Source organism: Novosphingobium bradum (assembly GCF_042646485.1).
Taxonomy (GTDB): Bacteria; Pseudomonadota; Alphaproteobacteria; order Sphingomonadales; family Sphingomonadaceae; genus Novosphingobium; species Novosphingobium bradum.
The window spans coordinates 38751-54497 of sequence record NZ_JBHRTQ010000010.1; the positions used below are offsets into that span (position 1 = coordinate 38751).

The window sequence follows — 15747 nt, forward strand, 5'->3', positions numbered from 1 at the left end:
CCGGACGGGGGAGCGCTGGCCGCGCGCCCCCGCCTGCGGCAGTGCTGCTTACGGCTTGGCCGGGGCAGCGGCCGGCTTGGCCGGAGCGGCCTTGGCGGCGGCCGGAGCGGTCACGGCCGGCTTCACGGCGCCATTCGAGTTGATGTTGGCGAGCACGTCGGTCGCGAAGCCCTGGAGGTGTTCGGCGATCCGCTTGTTGCGAGCCTGGAGGTAGTTGTAGGCGAGCACGGCCGGAACCGCGACGAGCAGGCCGAGCGCGGTCATGATCAGCGCTTCACCGACCGGGCCGGCGACCTTGTCGATCGAGGCCGAACCGGCGAGGCCGATGGCGATCAGCGCGCGGTAGATGCCGACCACGGTGCCGAACAGGCCGATGAACGGCGAGGTCGCGCCGACGGTGGCGAGGAAGGGCAGGCCAGCGGCGAGGCGGGCGTTGATCGAGGCTTCCGAGCGGGCGAGCGAGCCGACCAGCCAGTCATGGGCGTCGGTGGCCTGGGCCATCTTGCTGTGCTGCTCCTCGGCGGCGAGGCCGTCGTCGACGATCTGGCGCCAGGCGCTGTTCTTCTCGAGCTTGGTGGCGCCTTCCTTCAGCGTGGCGGCGCGCCAGAAGCTGGTCTTCAGCTCGCGGCCCTGGCGCAGGATCTTGCCCTGCTCGAACCACTTGGTGAACAGGATGAAGAACGAACCGAACGACATGATGCCCAGGATGGTAACCGTGGCATAGGCGATGAAACCGCCCTGCTGCAGCGCTTCGGCGAAGCCGAACTTGTTCTGCGGTGCGGCGTTGGCGCCGGCGGCAAGAAGTTCAATAAGCATGCGAAAAGTCCTCTCAAGAATGCAGGTGTCGGTGTGCCGGCTGGCCGGCGGGGGAGCCGGCCGGGCCGGCTCCCGGTAAGCAGGTCAGTCCTTCGGGATCACCCAGCGGACGCGATTGGAATAGGAACCGGAGGTGGGATTGCCCTCACCGTCCTTGGCCGGGTTGAACCGGGCGCGCTGGCGAATCTTTTCGCAAGCGGTCTGGTCAAGGTCCGGGCTGCCGCTGGAGCTGGTGATCTGGCAGTCGGTCACGCGGCCATCCGGGCCGACGCTGACGCGAAAGCCGGTGACCCCTTCACGCTCCTCGCGCAGGGCGCGCGAGGGATAGTCGTTCGGGGTTGCCCAGTTGCCGGGATTGCCCTTGGGCACCGCACCGGTCGGCGTGAAGCGCGGCGGCGGCGGCGCTGCCGGCGCGACATAGACCGGCGGCGGCGGCGCGGGTGGCGGCGGAGTCGAAACGGTTTCGATCACCGGCGCGGAAACCGCGACGTTGACCTTCGGCGGCGGCACCACGACAGGCGGCGGCGCAACGACCTTGGGCGGTGGCGGCGGCGGCTCCTTCGGCTTCTCCGGCTCCTTGATGTCGACCGTCGTCACCTTCTTGAGGATCTGCTTCGCCGCGGAATAGGCGAGGCCAGTGACCAAGGCATAGCCGACGGCGACGTGAATCAATGCTACGATGATCAGCGCGGTAATCTTGTTACCGCTCATCGATTGGTCAGCGTAAGCCATTCAGACGCATCACTCCATTACAGCGCCCCGAACAATCGGGACGGCCCGGCCCGAACGTGTTGCCACGCCCGAACCCGGAAATCTTAATTTTCCACCCTGCCGATCGATCCGGACGCCGCATGGACCCCCTTGCCCGAGCGGACGCGGATTTCAGGCCGTCCTGATCGGACGTGCCGCTTTTCCGTGAGCCTTAACGTCGGACTCTGCCTCGCGCAACGGCTGATTGCCCCCTTGCTTCAGGTTAACCCGCAATTCACAACCGTTAAGGTCAAAACCGATCGGCGCGAACACCGCACAATTGCCCCTGCCGTGCCCGGGGGAACGGAGCCACCAGATGAACCGCGCAAGCCTCGCCCTCCTGCCCCGAGCCGCCGGCGGCATCGCCGTCGGCCTCGTTGCTGGCGCCCTCGCCATCGCGGTTGCGGGCGGCGCGAATCCGGCCTTCGGCGCGGCGCGGCCCAGCTGGACGGCGGCTCCTGCCACAACGTCGGCCCCGGCGCCCACCCCGGCTCCGGCACCCGCCGGCGCCTTAGCCTCGTCCGCCCTGACCTATGCCGACCTCGTCGACCTGGCCGACCGCGCGTCCAGCGTGGTGCGGGTCCAGGTCCGCAAGATCGTGCCCGTCGAACCGGCCCGCGCACCCGGCGTGCGCGCCGGCTGGGTGCGGATCTATGTCGAGGCCCGCCCCCTCGGCCTGCTCTCGGGACCGCCGCTGCCCGCCGATTCGCTGCGCTACCTGGTCGACGTTCCGCTCGATGCCAAGGGCAAGCCGCCCAGGCTGCCGCGCCTCGGCAAGCGCGGCCTGGTGGTCTTCGCCCGCACCGTGGCCGATCGGCCGGGCGAGCTGCAACTGATCGCCCCCGACGCGCAGGTGCCATGGGACGAGGCGCTCGACGCACGGCTGAAGGCGGTGCTCACCGAACTGCTCGCCCCCGGCGCGCCCGGCCGGATCGCCGGCATCCACGAGGCGATCTTCGTCCCCGGCAACCTTGCCGGCGAGGGCGAGACCCAGCTGTTCCTGGCCACCGCCGATGGCGAGCCGGCCTCGATCACGGTCACCCGCCAGCCCGGCAAGGCGCCGCGGTGGAGCGTGTCGTTCTCCGAAGTGGTCGATTCGGACGCCGCGCCGCCGGCCCGCGAAACCCTGGCCTGGTATCGCCTGGCCTGCTTCCTGCCCGCCATCCTGCCCCCCGGGCTCAATGTCTCGGCCACCGACGCCGACCGCGCCCAGGCCCGGGTCGACTATCGCCTGGTGCGCGAATCGCTCGGCACCTGCCCGCGCTCGCGCGACTGATTCGCGGCCCTCGCGCCCGCGCCCTCTGGCCTTTCGCGCGCCAGTGCCCTAGTGGCGCGCCCCGAAAGGGATGAACATGGCCGAACCGCTTCGTATCGCGCTTGCCGGGCTGGGCACCGTCGGAGCCGGCGTGATCCGCCTGCTCGAGACCAATGCCGCGCTGATCGCCCGCCGCGCCGGGCGCCCGCTCCAGATCGTGGCGATCTCCGCGCGGGATCGCAGCAAGAATCGCGGGGTCGATCTTTCGCCCTATGCCTGGGAAGACGACATGGTCATCCTGGGCGAGCGGGACGACGTCGATGTCGTGGTCGAACTGGTCGGCGGCTCGGATGGGCCGGCGCTGGCCTGCGCGCGCACCACGATCGAGGCCGGCAAGGCGCTGGTCACCGCCAACAAGGCGATGATCGCCCATCACGGGCTTGAACTCGCCGCCAAGGCGGAAAGCGCGAAAGTCGCGCTCAAGTTCGAGGCGGCGGTCGCCGGCGGCATCCCGGTGATCAAGGGGCTGCGCGAAGGCGCCGCGGCCAATGCGATCGAGCGGGTCTACGGCATCCTCAACGGCACCTGCAATTTCATCCTCTCGCAGATGGAAGACACCGGGCGCGATTTCGCCGACGTTCTCGCCGAGGCGCAGGCTCGCGGCTATGCCGAGGCCGATCCGACCTTCGACGTCGAGGGGATCGACGCGGCGCACAAGCTCTCGATCCTGGCGGCAATCGCCTTCGGGGCCAGGATCGATTTCGCCGGAGTGGACACCGCCGGCATCTCGCGGCTGCGCGCCGCCGATATCGAGCAGGCCGATTCGCTGGGTTACGTGATCCGCCTGATCGGCATGGCCGAGCCCGATCATTCGGGCGCGCAGCCCTGCCTGTTCCAGCGCGTCCAGCCCCACCTGGTGCCGTTCAATCACCCGCTGGCCCATGTCGATGGCGCGACCAACGCCGTTGTCGCGGAAGGCAATTTCTCGGGCCGGCTGCTGTTCCAGGGCGCCGGCGCGGGCGATGGCCCCACGGCCAGCGCGGTCGTCGCCGACCTGATCGACATCGCCCGTGGCCAGCTCACCGGCGGCGAGATCGGCGCCCCCTTCTCGGTCCCCGTGGCCGAGCTGGAAGCCATGGGCCGCGCCGCCACCGGCCACCGCACCGGCCGCGCCTATGTCCGCTTCAGCGTGGCCGACCGCCCGGGCGTCCTGGCCGAGATCACCGCGGCCATGCGCGATGCCGGGGTCTCGATCGAAAGCCTGATCCAGAAGGGCCGGGCCGAGAGCGAGGGTGAGGTGCTGGTCGCCATGGTCACCCACGAAGGCCCGGAAAGCGCCGTCACCGAGGCCTTGCGCCTGCTCGAGGGTTCGCCCAGCCTGACCAGCGCGCCCCTGGTCATGCAGATCCTGGGCGACTGACCGCCGCCGGGGCGCTCCGGCGCCCCGCTGGCCTCGCCTTGCGGCACCTGCCCGCGCATTCGTATGCAAGAATCATGGTCCGGGCACTCGACAGCGCCCGGCCGCCTGTCTAAGCGAACCGCAAACGCGCGCAAAACAGGGATAGCCATGACCGATACCCCCGCCAGCAAGGTTCTCGACCGTGTCCTCGTGCTCGAGATGGTCCGCGTCACCGAAGCCGCCGCGATCGGCGCGGCAAAGCTGATCGGGCGGGGCGACGAGAAGGCGGCCGATGCCGCCGCGGTCGAAGCCATGCGCGCGGCCTTCAACGAACTCTACATGGACGGCACCGTGGTCATCGGCGAGGGTGAGCGCGACGAGGCGCCGATGCTCTACATCGGCGAAAAGGTCGGCGCGGCAATCGGCACCGGCCCCAGGATCGACATCGCGCTCGATCCGCTCGAAGGCACCACCATCTGCGCCAAGGCCGGGCCGAACGCGCTCGCCGTCCTCGCCGTCGCGGAAGAAGGCGGCCTGCTCAACGCGCCCGACGTCTACATGGACAAGCTCGCGGTCGGCCCGGGCTACCCCGAAGGCATCATCAGCCTGGCCAGGTCGCCGTCCGAAAACGTCAAGGCGGTCGCCGCGGCCAAGGGCGTGGCTCCGGCCGACATCATGGTCTGCGTGCTCGATCGCCCGCGCCATGCCGAACTGATCGCCGAACTGCGCGGCCTCGGCTGCGGCGTGGTCCTGATCGGCGATGGCGATGTCGCCGGCGTAATCGCGGTAACCGACGAGGATACCAACATCGATCTCTACATGGGCCAGGGCGGCGCGCCGGAAGGCGTTCTCGCCGCCGCGGCCCTGCGCTGCGTGGGCGGCCAGTTCAACGGCCGCCTCGTCTTCCGCAATGACGACGAAAAGGCCCGCGCCCACAAGTGGGGCATCACCGACCTCAACCGGATCTACACCCGCGACGAACTGGCCAAGGGCGATTGCATCTTCGCCGCCACCGGCGTCACCGACGGCTCCCTGCTCAAGGGCGTCAAGCGCCGCAAGAACGGCACGCTGACCACCGAATCGATCGTGATGCGGGCCTCCTCGGGCACCGTGCGCCGCGTGACCGGCGAACACCACCGCAAGTAAGGCCGGCACCGACTTCCCGCCCCTCTCTCCTGCGGAGAGGGGGCGGACATGGCCACCGCAACGCTCGCCCGGCCGCGGGATTTTCCCCCGGCCCGCACGGCGCGATGTTGCAATTGCATGACCATTGACTAGAGCCGCCCAAAGGTACGGCGGAAGGGAATCGCGCATGAAGATCATGGCCGGCAACAGCAACCTGCCGCTCGCCCGGGCGGTTGCAGCCTATCTTGAACTCCCCTTGACCGACGCCAGCGTGCGCCGCTTCGCCGACGAGGAAGTTTTCGTCGAGATCCATGAGAACGTGCGCGGCGAGGACGTGTTCGTCGTCCAGTCGACCTCGTTCCCCACGAACGACAACCTGATGGAACTGCTGATCTGCATCGATGCGCTGCGCCGCGCCTCGGCCAAGCGGATCACCGCGGTCGTCCCCTATTTCGGCTATGCCCGCCAGGATCGCAAACCCGGCCCGCGCACCCCGATCTCGGCCAAGCTGGTCGCCAACCTGATGACCACGGCCGGCGCCGACCGCGTGCTCGCCGTCGATCTCCACGCCGGGCAGATCCAGGGCTTCTTCGATATCCCGACCGACAATCTCTATGCCGCGCCGGTCATGGCCGCCGATATCCAGGCGCGCTACGGCGGCCAGCCGCTGATGGTGGTCTCGCCCGACGTCGGCGGCGTGGTCCGCGCCCGCGCCCTGGCCAAGCGGCTCGACAATGCCCCGCTCGCCATCGTCGACAAGCGGCGCGACAAGCCCGGCCAGTCGGAAGTGATGAACATCATCGGCGAGGTGAAGGGCCGCGCCTGCATCATGATCGATGATATCATCGATTCGGGCGGCACCCTGTGCAACGCGGCCCAGGCGCTGATGGATGCCGGCGCCGCCAGCGTCACCGCCTACATCACCCACGGCGTCCTCTCCGGCGCCGCCGTCGCCCGGGTCGACGCCTCGGCGCTCAAGGAACTGGTGATCACCGACACCATCCAGCCCACCGAGGCCACTCTCGGCAGCACCCGCATCCGCGTCATCGCCATCGCCCCCCTGATCGGCGAAGCCATGCGCCGGATTGCCGACGAAAGCTCGGTCTCCAGCCTGTTCGACTGAGGCAGAAGGGAAGAATGCGAGGGCCATCGCCCTCGCGCTCCCGAATCTGTCAGCGCCCCGCCAGATCCTCCCCGTTTTTGCCGAAGGCACAAATGGGGAGGGGGACCATTCGGCAAAGCCGAATGGTGGAGGGGCATCGACGTGATGCCACACGCTCACGCCCGATCGATCAGCCACAGCAGCAGAGGGGGGACTATGCCCCCCGGCACTGCAACCCAGGACCATGCAAGCACTGGCGCCGCACCGCCAGCTAAGGTCCCGATCAGCACTGCTCGGAATCGGCTCCCATGGGTGAAGGCTAGGCAATCACAAATGCGCCGGCAATGCCGCTATCCCCCTACGCCCCGATCCCCCGCGCAGCCCCCATAGAAAAAGGGGCCAGGTTTCCCCGGCCCCTCTTCCTGTTTCAGCCTGAGGCCGAAGCTTAGTTGCCCGAACCCGGACCGTAGGTGATTTCCACCCGGCGGTTCTGCAGTTCGCGAACGCCGTCGGCGGTCGGCACGCGCGGGTTGGCTTCGCCGAAGCCCTGCGCGGTGATCGCACCCGAAGGTACGCCGTGGCCGGTCAGGTAGCCCTGGACCGAAGCGTTACGACGGTTCGACAGGCCGATGTTGTACTTCGGCGTACCCGAACGGTCAGCATAGCCCGCGAGCATGATCGGAACGCTGGCGCAGTTGCCATAAGCGGTGATCGCGCTGTCGAGGATCGTCGCGGCTTCCGGCGTGATGTCCGACTTGTCCCAGTCGAAGAACACGATGTACGGACCCTTGTTGCACACGGCAGCCGGAGGCGGCGGCGGCGGAGGCGGCGGCGGCGGCGGGGGAGGCGGCGGCGGCGGCGGCGGCGGCGGAGCCGCTTCCGGTGCACCACCGAAGTTGTACGCGATGGTCGCCATCAGCGAGTGCGAACGGAACCGCGTGCGGATGTTCTTGCCGGCGACGTTGGTCAGGTCGTTGTGGAACTGGTTGTAGAAGCGATACTTCAGACCCAGGTCGATGTGATCGGTGATCGGCGCACGAACGCCGGCCAGCAGCTGCCAGGCCAGGCCCGAGTCCGAATCCGACAGATCGACGGCGTTCGGCTTGGTCACCAGGACCGCGTTCTTGACGCGGCCAACGCCGGCACCGGCACCGATGAAGCCCTGGAGGCCATTGTCGGGACCGAAATCAACGAGGGCATTCGCCATGAAGCTGAGCGCCTGGGCGCCGCCACCAACGCTGGGCTGGCCATAGACGGTCGCACCCTGGGTGTAGCGCTTCTCTTCCACGCGACGGAAGCTGGCTTCGCCTTCGAGACGGAACATACCGAAATCGTAACCGAGGATGGCACCGACATCGTAGCCGGTCTTGGTCTGCAACTCGCCGACGTTTGCCACGCCGGTGATGTTGTAGATCTTTTCCGCCTTAACCGCGCCGGCATCGCCTTCGATGTACCACTGGTTGTCGCGCGCAAGCGCTGGGCTGGCCATTGTCGCCATGGCGACGGCCGAGAGCAGGATGAGTTTCTTCATGTTCCCCTCGTGATACGTGAGATCGACGAATTCCCTAGCGGTGCGCCGATTGTGTTGCAATGCCGATGTTGCGGTGCGGTTCCCGCACTGGCCCGTCGCAATCGGTTCATGATTCCGCCAATGAACGGCAGTGTCACCATCAATATGTTCCGAGCCGGATTCTTTCCGGATTGTTTCATCGTTTGATATCGGGGGGAAATCAGCCGATTTGCACCCTGCCCGGCTCTGGCCTGGCACCAGCACCCGGAACAACCGCCGGCCACTGTTGCCCCAGCGCCACACTTGCCTAAAATCTTATGCCCGGCGGTCCCGCCGGCGCTGGAAGCCCGCCCCCCCCGGTTCACTGCCACCGTTTACCGCCCCGGATCTGCTGCCCCCGGATCTACTGGTCCTGGATCTACTGCCAGGGCCGCTGCCCACCCAGCGGAACGCGCTCGATCAGTTCGAGCCGACGCGCCTGGCGGCTCTCCAGGGCCAGGGTCAGCAGGGGCTGCGGCCGCGCGACGAACTGGCTGGGCGACATTCCGAACAACTGGGTGAAATCGCGGATCAGGTGGCTCTGGTCATAATAGCGCAGCATCAGCTCCTCGGCCTCCTCGCGGTCAGCGACGCCGCGCAGGTGGCTGCCCATGTCGAGCGCACGGGCGCGGCGCAGGACCTGCTTGGGCGCCATGCCGAAATCGCGGCGCACGATCCGCTCCAGCTGGCGCTGGGTCACGCCGCATTCGGCCGCGCAATCGGCAATGCTGGCCGAAGGGGCGGCAAAGGCCATGGCCTCGAACCGCGCGGTGACCGGATCCGGCGGCGCGACACCGGGGCGGTGGACGATCTGGCGGATCATGTCCTCCACCAATTGCAGCCGCGCCTCGGGCTCGGCGATCCCGTCAAGCTGCGCCAGGGCGGCATCGCCCGGCAGGCACAGCGCGGCGCAATCCACGATCCGGTCGAGATAGTCGGCGGCGTTGGCCCCCATGACCGCATGGCCGGTGCCCGGCCGCAGCGAGAAGCCGATGCTGAAGAAGCTGCCGGTCACCGACACCGGCATCCGCCGGGTCTGCGGGCCGAAGAACAGGGCCGCGCGCTCATGCTCCAGCGGACCATCGGCGGTGAGCGCGTGCCACCGGCCCTTGAGCTGAAGCCGCACCATGGCGACATCGTTGAACAGGCCGCATTCCAGCCTATGATCGGCCGGAGCCTCGACGTCGGAAACATAGAGCCAGCCGATCCACGGCGCGAGATCGGCGGCGGGCGCGCGGTTGTAGGACAGCGGCTGGCCTTCGCGCGTCACGCCGTGTGCCGGCGAAAGCGCCTTATCCACGGCCGGCCGTGACCGTTTGAACATAAACCCCCAGTCAATTCGCTGCCGCAGGACCCGCTTCACCCGGCAGTCGCGGCCCAATGTAATGGGCATGGCTGCCGCTGCAAAGCAGATAAAATGTAAGGATCGGCGGATACATTCTTACATTGCCGCCACTTTCCGGCCGGGCGGAGCACTGGACGAAGTACTGGGCAGGGAATGCGGCCGGGGCCGCGCGGCGCTTGACCGGCAGGCCCGCGCCGGGGCACAGCCCGGCCATGCAACTCGACGACGACATCGCCCTCGCCCAGCGCCTTGCCGAGGCCGCCGGCGCGGCCATCCGCCCCTGGTTCCGCGCTGATGCCGGCACCGAGCGCAAGGACGATGCCACCCCGGTGACCAAGGCCGACCGGGCCGCCGAGGAGGCGATTCGCCGCATCCTGGCCGCCGAAGCGCCGCGCGACACGATCATCGGCGAGGAATTCGGCACCAAGCCCGGCTCCTCGGGGCGTTCCTGGGTGATCGATCCGATCGACGGCACCGCCGGGTTCCTTGCCGGGCGGCCCCTGTTCGGCACCCTGATCGCGCTGGTGGTGGAAGGCTGGCCGGTGCTCGGGCTGATCGACCAGCCGATCCTGGGCGAACGCTGGGTGGGCGCGCGCGGGCGGCCGACCACGCTCAACGGCCAGCCGGCCCGCACCCGCACCTGCCGCGAACTGGCCGAGGCCACCCTGGCGACCACCGGCCCGCACTATTTCGACGATCATGACGGCGCCCACTTCATGGGCCTGGCGGCGAAAACCGACCACCGCCGGATGGTCATGGGCGGCGACTGCTACAACTATGCCATGCTCGCCAGCGGCCACCTCGACCTGGTCTGCGAGGCCAATCTCAAGCTGCACGACTGGGCCGCGCTGGTCCCGGTGGTCGAGGGCGCGGGCGGCCTGATGTGCGACTGGAACGGGGATCCGCTCCACGCCGGGTCCGATGGCCGGGTCCTGGCCCTTGGCGACCCGGCGCGGCTCGACGACGTGATCGAGGCGCTGGCCTGCGCCCACTGACGGGCCATTGGCCGGGCGGCCGGGAAGCGAATCCTTGCACTTGGCCGCACATGGCCCTAAGGGGCCGCCCTTCATTGACACGGAATCGATGATCGGCCTGGCTATCTAGGGCTGCCATGGCAGATCGGACGTGTCTCTATCGAGGAGACGAAAATGCCCAAGATGAAGACGAAGAGCGGCGTGAAAAAGCGCTTCAAGCTCACCGCCACCGGCAAGGTGAAGCACGGTGTGGCCGGCAAGCGCCACCGCCTGATCAGCCACAACGGCAAGTACATCCGCCAGAACCGCGGCACTGAAGTGATCTCCGACGCCGATGCGAAGGTGATCAAGAAGTGGGCGCCCTACGGGCTGAACTGAGGAGCGCTGACTTATGAGCCGTATCAAGCGGGGTGTTACCACCCGAGCCAAGCACAAGCGCATTCTGGATCAGGCGAAGGGCTATCGCGGCCGTCGCAAGAACACGATCCGCGTTGCGCGCCAGGCGGTCGAAAAGGCCGGCCAGTATGCCTACCGTGACCGCAAGGCCAAGAAGCGCACCTTCCGCGCCCTGTGGATCCAGCGCATCAACGCCGCCGTGCGTGAAGCGGGCCTGACCTATTCGCAGTTCATCCATGGCGCCAAGCTGGCGGGCATCTCGCTCGACCGCAAGGCCATGGCCGACCTGGCGATGAACGAAGGCGCGGTGTTCACCGCCGTGATCGCCCAGGCCAAGGCAGCCCTGCCCGCCGCCTGAGGCCTCCGGCCCGGCTTCGGCCGGATCGCACTACCGAAACGGGCGCGGGCGCAAGCCGTCCGCGCCCGTTTTGCGTGGGTATCGCCAGGACAATGCCGGTTCCGGCCGCCCGCAGCGGCAACTTGCTAGGCAGGCGGGCGACAGGCTATCGCTGGGCCAGTGAAGGGTTGCAGCGAGAATCGGTCCCCCGGAACGCCCCGCGAGGCGTCCGTTCGCGTGCGGTTCCACGAACCGCCGGCCGGGCTGCGGCGCTATTTCACCTCGTTCTACCTCGTCGAGATCGCCGGCGCCCCGCACGACCGCCTCGCCGATCATCTCCATCCCGAATGGGCCAACCTGCGGTTCTTCTCCGGCGGCCTCCCGCTGGCCGAGGGCACCAACGGCGACCGGGTAGACCAGGCCGCCTTCTGCGCCACCGGGCCTAGCAGCCGGGCCGTGCGGTTTTCGGTGGGGCCAACGCGGATGTGGGGCATCGGCCTGCTGCCGCTGGGCTGGGCGATGTTCGTCGACCGCCCCGCCGCCGAACTGGCCGACCGGGTGGTCGATGGCCTCGCCCACCCCGCTTTCGCCCGGTTCGCCCCGCTCGCCCACGGCCTGTTCGCGCGAGGACCTGATCCCGAAGCCGAACTGGCGCGGATTTCCGCCCATTTCACCGCCCTGGTGGCCGCGTCGGTCCCGCGCGAGGACCAGATCCTGGCGGTTCACGCCGCGCTGATCGATGCCGATGTCGCCAGCGCGCACGATCTGGCCGCGCGCACCGGCCTCAGCCAGCGGACGGTCGAGCGGGTGGCCCGCGCCGCCTTCGGCTTCACCCCCAAGCTGCTGCTGCGCCGCCAGCGCTTCATGCGAAGCCTCGCGCAATATATGCTCGATCCCTCGCTCAAATGGATCGGCGCGCTCGATGGCCACTATCACGACCAGGCCCAGTTCGTCCGCGATTTCCGGGCCTTCATGGGCATGACCCCGCGCGAATATGCCGCGATGGACAAGCCGGTGATCGGCGCGATCATGCGCGAGCGCGAACGGATCGCCGGCCGCGCGGTCCAGGCGCTCGATAGCCCCACTGGCGGTGGGCCGAGGGGCGAAGGCCCGGTTGCGGGCAAGCGGTCCAGTCCCTAAAGGGCGGCCAGCACTATCGGCCGAACGGAATTGGAACCAGTGGACTACGCGGCAACCGGACAAGCGGCGCTGACACGCATCGCGGCAGCCCCCGACCTCGACACGGTGGAGAAGCTGCGGGTCGAGTTTCTCGGCAAGCAGGGCTCGATCTCGGGCCTGCTCAAGACCCTGGGCGCGATGAGCCCGGAGCAGCGGCAAAGCGAAGGCCCGCGGATCCACACCCTGCGCGAAAGCGTGACCGCGGCCCTGGCCGAACGCAAGGCCGCCCTTGAAACCGCCGCGCTCGACGCGCGCCTCGCCGCCGAGACGGTCGACCTCACCCTGCCCGCGCCCGAAGCCCCGCGCGGTTCGGTCCACCCGGTGAGCCAGGTGATGGACGAGCTGGCCGAAATCTTCGCCGACCTTGGCTTCGCGGTCGCCTCCGGCCCCGAGATCGAGGACGACTGGCACAATTTCACCGCGCTCAATATGCCCGAAAGCCACCCGGCCCGCGCGATGCACGATACCTTCTATTTCCCCGACGAAGGTCCAAACAACACCCGTATGCTGCTGCGGACCCACACCAGCCCGGTGCAGATCCGCACCATGCTGAAGGACGGCGCGCCCTTGCGGATCATCGCCCCGGGCCGGGTCTACCGCTCCGATTCCGACGCCACCCACACCCCGATGTTCCACCAGGTCGAAGGCCTGGTGATCGACAAGGGCATTCACCTCGGCCACCTCAAGTGGACGCTCGAAACCTTCCTCAAGGCCTTCTTCGAGCGCGAGGACATCGTCCTGCGCCTGCGCCCCTCCTACTTCCCCTTCACCGAGCCTTCGGTGGAAGTCGATGTCGGCTTCGCGCTGGTGGCCGGCCCCGATGGCAAGAGCAGGCGTGTGCTGGGCGGCTCGGGCGATGCGCCCGGCCATGGCTGGATGGAGCTGCTGGGCAGCGGCATGGTCAACCGCAAGGTCATCGAATTCGGCGGGCTCGATCCTGATGAATGGCAGGGCTTCGCCTTCGGCATCGGGGTCGATCGCCTCGCCATGCTGAAATACGGCATGGACGACCTGCGCGCCTTCTTCGACGGCGACCAGCGCTGGCTGGCACACTACGGTTTCTCCGCGCTCGACGTGCCGACCCTGTCGGCCGGCGTCGGCACCCCGGCGTAAGAGGCTCGGATCAGATGAAATTCTCGCTCTCCTGGCTCAAGGACTATCTCGACACCCAGGCCTCGGTCGCTGAAATCAGCGCCACGCTGAACGCGATCGGCATCGAGGTCGAAGGCATCGAAGATCCGGCCGCGAAGCTGGCCGGCTTCCGCGTCGCCCGCGTGCTCACCGCCGCCCCCCATCCCAATGCCGACAAGTTGCAGGTGCTCACCGTCGATACCGGCGAGGGCGAACCCTTGCAGGTGGTCTGCGGCGCCCCCAATGCCCGCGCGGGCCTGGTCGGCGTGCTGGGCACGGCCGGCGCGGTGGTTCCGGCCAACGGCATGGTGCTCAAGGTCGCCGCCGTGCGCGGGGTCGAATCGAACGGCATGATGTGTTCCACCCGCGAGCTGGAACTGGGCGAGGACCACGAAGGCATCATCGAGCTGCCCGCCGATGCCCCCGTGGGCACGCCCTTTGCCGCCTATCACGGCGCCGATCCGGTGTTCGATGTGGCGATCACCCCCAACCGGCCCGATTGCATGGGCGTCTATGGCATCGCCCGCGATCTTGCCGCCGCCGGAATCGGCGCGCTCAAGCCCATCGCGGTGCTGGCGGTGGACGGCGCGTTTCCCTGCCCCGTGCCGATCCGCACCGAAGACCCAGCCGGCTGCCCGGCCTTCTTCGGCCGCGTCATCAAGGGCGTGACCAACGGCCCTTCGCCCAGGTGGCTGCAGGACCGGCTGAAAAGCGCGGGCCAGCGCCCGATCTCGGCGCTGGTCGATCTCACCAATTACCTGATGCTCGGCTTCGGCCGCCCCGCCCATGCCTATGACCTCGCGAAGCTGACCGGCGCCGTGGTGGCCCGGCCGGCGCGCGCGGGCGAGACCTGCCTGGCGCTCAACGGCAAGGAATACGGGCTCGACGCCGCGATGACCGTGATCGCCGACGAGGCCGGCGTCCACGACATCGCCGGGATCATGGGCGGCGAACATTCGGGCTGCACCGAGACGACCACCGACGTCCTGCTGGAGGTCGCATACTTCGATCCCGAAGCCATCGCCGCCACCGGGCGCAAGCTCAACCTCACCTCGGATGCGCGCAGCCGGTTCGAACGCGGGGTCGATCCGCTGTTCCTCGATACCGGCCTCGAAATGCTCACCCGGCTGATCCTCGAAACCTGCGGCGGCGAAGCTTCCGCAGTGATCCGCGCCGGGCAGGCTCCCTGCGAAACCGCCAGCATCGCCTATGATCCAGGCCTGGCCGAAACGCTGGGCGGGGTCATCATCCCGGTCGGCGAACAGCGGCGCATCCTCGAAGCGCTCGGCTTCACCGTGGCCGACAGCTGGACCGTGACCGCGCCGGGCTGGCGCCCCGACATCGCCGGCGCGCCGGATCTCGTGGAGGAAGTGGTCCGCATCTGGGGGCTGGACAATATCGCCTCGGTCGCCCTGCCGCGCGTCGACGGCGTGGCCCGGCCCACCGCCACCCCGGCCCAGAAGCTGGAACGGCGCCTGCGCCGCGCGGCGGCGGCGCGCGGGCTGAACGAGGCGGTGACCTGGTCCTTCCTGCCGGTGCCGGAAGCCGAACTGTTCGGGTCGGACCTGTGGGTGCTGGAAAACCCGATCAGCGAGGACATGAAGGCCATGCGGCCCTCGCTCCTGCCCGGCCTGCTCTGTGCCGCCGCGCGCAACCTGGCGCGCGGGGCCACCAGCCTGCGCCTGTTCGAGATCGGCCGGCGCTATCTGCGCGGAAGCGACGGGGCGAGCGATGAACGCCTCAGCCTCGCCGTGATCCTGGCCGGCGACAAGGCGCCGCGCGGCTGGGCGACTGGCAAGGCCGCGCCCTTCGATGCCTTCGACGCCAAGGCCGAGGCTCTGGCCCTCCTGGCCGAAGCCGGCGCTCCGGTGGACAGCCTCCAGGTGATGGGTGAAGCGGGGCCGCAGTTCCACCCCGGCCAGTCCGCCACCCTGCGGCTTGGTCCCAAGACCGTGCTGGCGCGCTTCGGGATGATCCACCCGGCCACCGCCAAGGCCTTCGATTGCGACGGCCCGGTGGCCATGGTCGAACTGTTTCTCGATGCGATCCCCGGCAAGCGCGGCGCCGCCACCTTTGCCCGCCCCGCCTATGCGCCCCCCGCGCTCCAGGCCGTGACCCGCGACTTCGCCTTCCTGGTGCCCGCCGACAAGCCGGCCGGCGACCTGCTGCGCGCGGTAAAGGGCGCGGACAAGGCCAACATCGTGGCCGCGCGCCTGTTCGACGACTTCCGCGGCGCCGGCGTGCCCGAGGGCCACAGGTCGCTGGCGGTGGAAGTCACCCTCCAGCCAGCCGACAAGTCCTATGCCGAGGCCGATCTCAAGACGATCGCCGACCGGATCACGGCGGCGGCGGCCAAGATCGGGGCGAAGCTGCGGGGGTAATGCGTCGT

Annotated in this window: 14 protein-coding genes; 10 read left to right on the plus strand and 4 right to left on the minus strand. The window is 68.7% G+C overall.

What is annotated here, in order from left to right:
- Positions 1 to 48: 48 nt before the first annotated feature.
- Together ACFOD9_RS11570 and ACFOD9_RS11575 are read right to left on the minus strand one after the other, a co-directional pair.
- On the minus strand, positions 49 to 816 hold the full coding sequence (locus ACFOD9_RS11570; protein WP_379510270.1) for a MotA/TolQ/ExbB proton channel family protein: 768 nt from the start codon (positions 814 to 816) through the stop codon (positions 49 to 51).
- 84 nt (positions 817 to 900) lie between these two features.
- Complete coding sequence (locus ACFOD9_RS11575) at positions 901 to 1548, minus strand: energy transducer TonB (protein ID WP_379510271.1); 648 nt, start codon at positions 1546 to 1548, stop codon at positions 901 to 903.
- Positions 1549 to 1882: 334 nt separating this feature from the next.
- On the opposite strand from ACFOD9_RS11575, the gene ACFOD9_RS11580 reads away from it, so the two are divergent.
- From ACFOD9_RS11580 to ACFOD9_RS11595, 4 genes are all read left to right on the plus strand, one after another.
- Positions 1883 to 2842, plus strand: coding sequence for a hypothetical protein (locus tag ACFOD9_RS11580; protein WP_379510272.1), 960 nt, complete (start codon positions 1883 to 1885; stop codon positions 2840 to 2842).
- Positions 2843 to 2918: 76 nt separating this feature from the next.
- Positions 2919 to 4241, plus strand: a complete 1323-nt coding sequence (locus ACFOD9_RS11585) for a homoserine dehydrogenase (protein WP_379510273.1) — start codon at positions 2919 to 2921, stop codon at positions 4239 to 4241.
- A gap of 147 nt (positions 4242 to 4388) precedes the next feature.
- Positions 4389 to 5366 (plus strand): class II fructose-bisphosphatase, encoded by a 978-nt coding sequence (gene glpX, locus ACFOD9_RS11590; RefSeq protein WP_379510274.1) that lies wholly within the window; start codon positions 4389 to 4391, stop codon positions 5364 to 5366.
- Between the two features lie 166 nt (positions 5367 to 5532).
- Entirely contained in the window at positions 5533 to 6468 is a 936-nt protein-coding gene (locus ACFOD9_RS11595) for a ribose-phosphate pyrophosphokinase (RefSeq protein ID WP_379510275.1), read from the plus strand.
- 424 nt (positions 6469 to 6892) lie between these two features.
- Here ACFOD9_RS11595 and ACFOD9_RS11600 read toward each other — a convergent pair whose 3' ends face one another.
- Together ACFOD9_RS11600 and ACFOD9_RS11605 are read right to left on the minus strand one after the other, a co-directional pair.
- Positions 6893 to 7978: an OmpA family protein gene (locus ACFOD9_RS11600; protein WP_379510276.1), complete on the minus strand. Its 1086-nt coding sequence runs from the start codon at positions 7976 to 7978 to the stop codon at positions 6893 to 6895.
- Between the two features lie 397 nt (positions 7979 to 8375).
- Positions 8376 to 9296, minus strand: coding sequence for a helix-turn-helix transcriptional regulator (locus ACFOD9_RS11605; RefSeq protein WP_379510277.1), 921 nt, complete (start codon positions 9294 to 9296; stop codon positions 8376 to 8378).
- A 257-nt stretch (positions 9297 to 9553) separates the two neighbouring features.
- Between ACFOD9_RS11605 and ACFOD9_RS11610 the strand changes: the two genes are divergently transcribed.
- The 6 genes from ACFOD9_RS11610 to pheT all read left to right on the plus strand — a co-directional run bounded on the left by ACFOD9_RS11610 (position 9554) and on the right by pheT (position 15739).
- Positions 9554 to 10336, plus strand: coding sequence for an inositol monophosphatase family protein (locus ACFOD9_RS11610; RefSeq protein WP_379510278.1), 783 nt, complete (start codon positions 9554 to 9556; stop codon positions 10334 to 10336).
- A gap of 153 nt (positions 10337 to 10489) precedes the next feature.
- Positions 10490 to 10693, plus strand: a complete 204-nt coding sequence (gene rpmI / locus ACFOD9_RS11615) for a 50S ribosomal protein L35 (RefSeq protein ID WP_185665791.1) — start codon at positions 10490 to 10492, stop codon at positions 10691 to 10693.
- 13 nt (positions 10694 to 10706) lie between these two features.
- Positions 10707 to 11069, plus strand: coding sequence for a 50S ribosomal protein L20 (gene rplT, locus ACFOD9_RS11620; protein ID WP_379510279.1), 363 nt, complete (start codon positions 10707 to 10709; stop codon positions 11067 to 11069).
- Positions 11070 to 11285: 216 nt separating this feature from the next.
- Positions 11286 to 12188 (plus strand): helix-turn-helix domain-containing protein, encoded by a 903-nt coding sequence (locus tag ACFOD9_RS11625; protein WP_379510280.1) that lies wholly within the window; start codon positions 11286 to 11288, stop codon positions 12186 to 12188.
- Positions 12189 to 12227: 39 nt separating this feature from the next.
- Positions 12228 to 13340: a phenylalanine--tRNA ligase subunit alpha gene (gene pheS / locus ACFOD9_RS11630; protein ID WP_379510281.1), complete on the plus strand. Its 1113-nt coding sequence runs from the start codon at positions 12228 to 12230 to the stop codon at positions 13338 to 13340.
- Positions 13341 to 13354: 14 nt separating this feature from the next.
- Entirely contained in the window at positions 13355 to 15739 is a 2385-nt protein-coding gene (gene pheT, locus ACFOD9_RS11635; RefSeq protein WP_379510282.1) for a phenylalanine--tRNA ligase subunit beta, read from the plus strand.
- The last annotated feature ends 8 nt before the right edge of the window (positions 15740 to 15747 follow it).

Coding starts and splice junctions, on each gene's coding strand:
- ACFOD9_RS11570 (WP_379510270.1), bottom strand. CDS start 816: ATGCTTATTGAACTTCTTGCCGCCGGCGCCAACGCCGCACCGCAGAAC.
- ACFOD9_RS11575 (WP_379510271.1), bottom strand. CDS start 1,548: ATGGCTTACGCTGACCAATCGATGAGCGGTAACAAGATTACCGCGCTG.
- ACFOD9_RS11580 (WP_379510272.1), top strand. CDS start 1,883: ATGAACCGCGCAAGCCTCGCCCTCCTGCCCCGAGCCGCCGGCGGCATC.
- ACFOD9_RS11585 (WP_379510273.1), top strand. CDS start 2,919: ATGGCCGAACCGCTTCGTATCGCGCTTGCCGGGCTGGGCACCGTCGGA.
- glpX (WP_379510274.1), top strand. CDS start 4,389: ATGACCGATACCCCCGCCAGCAAGGTTCTCGACCGTGTCCTCGTGCTC.
- ACFOD9_RS11595 (WP_379510275.1), top strand. CDS start 5,533: ATGAAGATCATGGCCGGCAACAGCAACCTGCCGCTCGCCCGGGCGGTT.
- ACFOD9_RS11600 (WP_379510276.1), bottom strand. CDS start 7,978: ATGAAGAAACTCATCCTGCTCTCGGCCGTCGCCATGGCGACAATGGCC.
- ACFOD9_RS11610 (WP_379510278.1), top strand. CDS start 9,554: ATGCAACTCGACGACGACATCGCCCTCGCCCAGCGCCTTGCCGAGGCC.
- rpmI (WP_185665791.1), top strand. CDS start 10,490: ATGCCCAAGATGAAGACGAAGAGCGGCGTGAAAAAGCGCTTCAAGCTC.
- rplT (WP_379510279.1), top strand. CDS start 10,707: ATGAGCCGTATCAAGCGGGGTGTTACCACCCGAGCCAAGCACAAGCGC.
- pheT (WP_379510282.1), top strand. CDS start 13,355: ATGAAATTCTCGCTCTCCTGGCTCAAGGACTATCTCGACACCCAGGCC.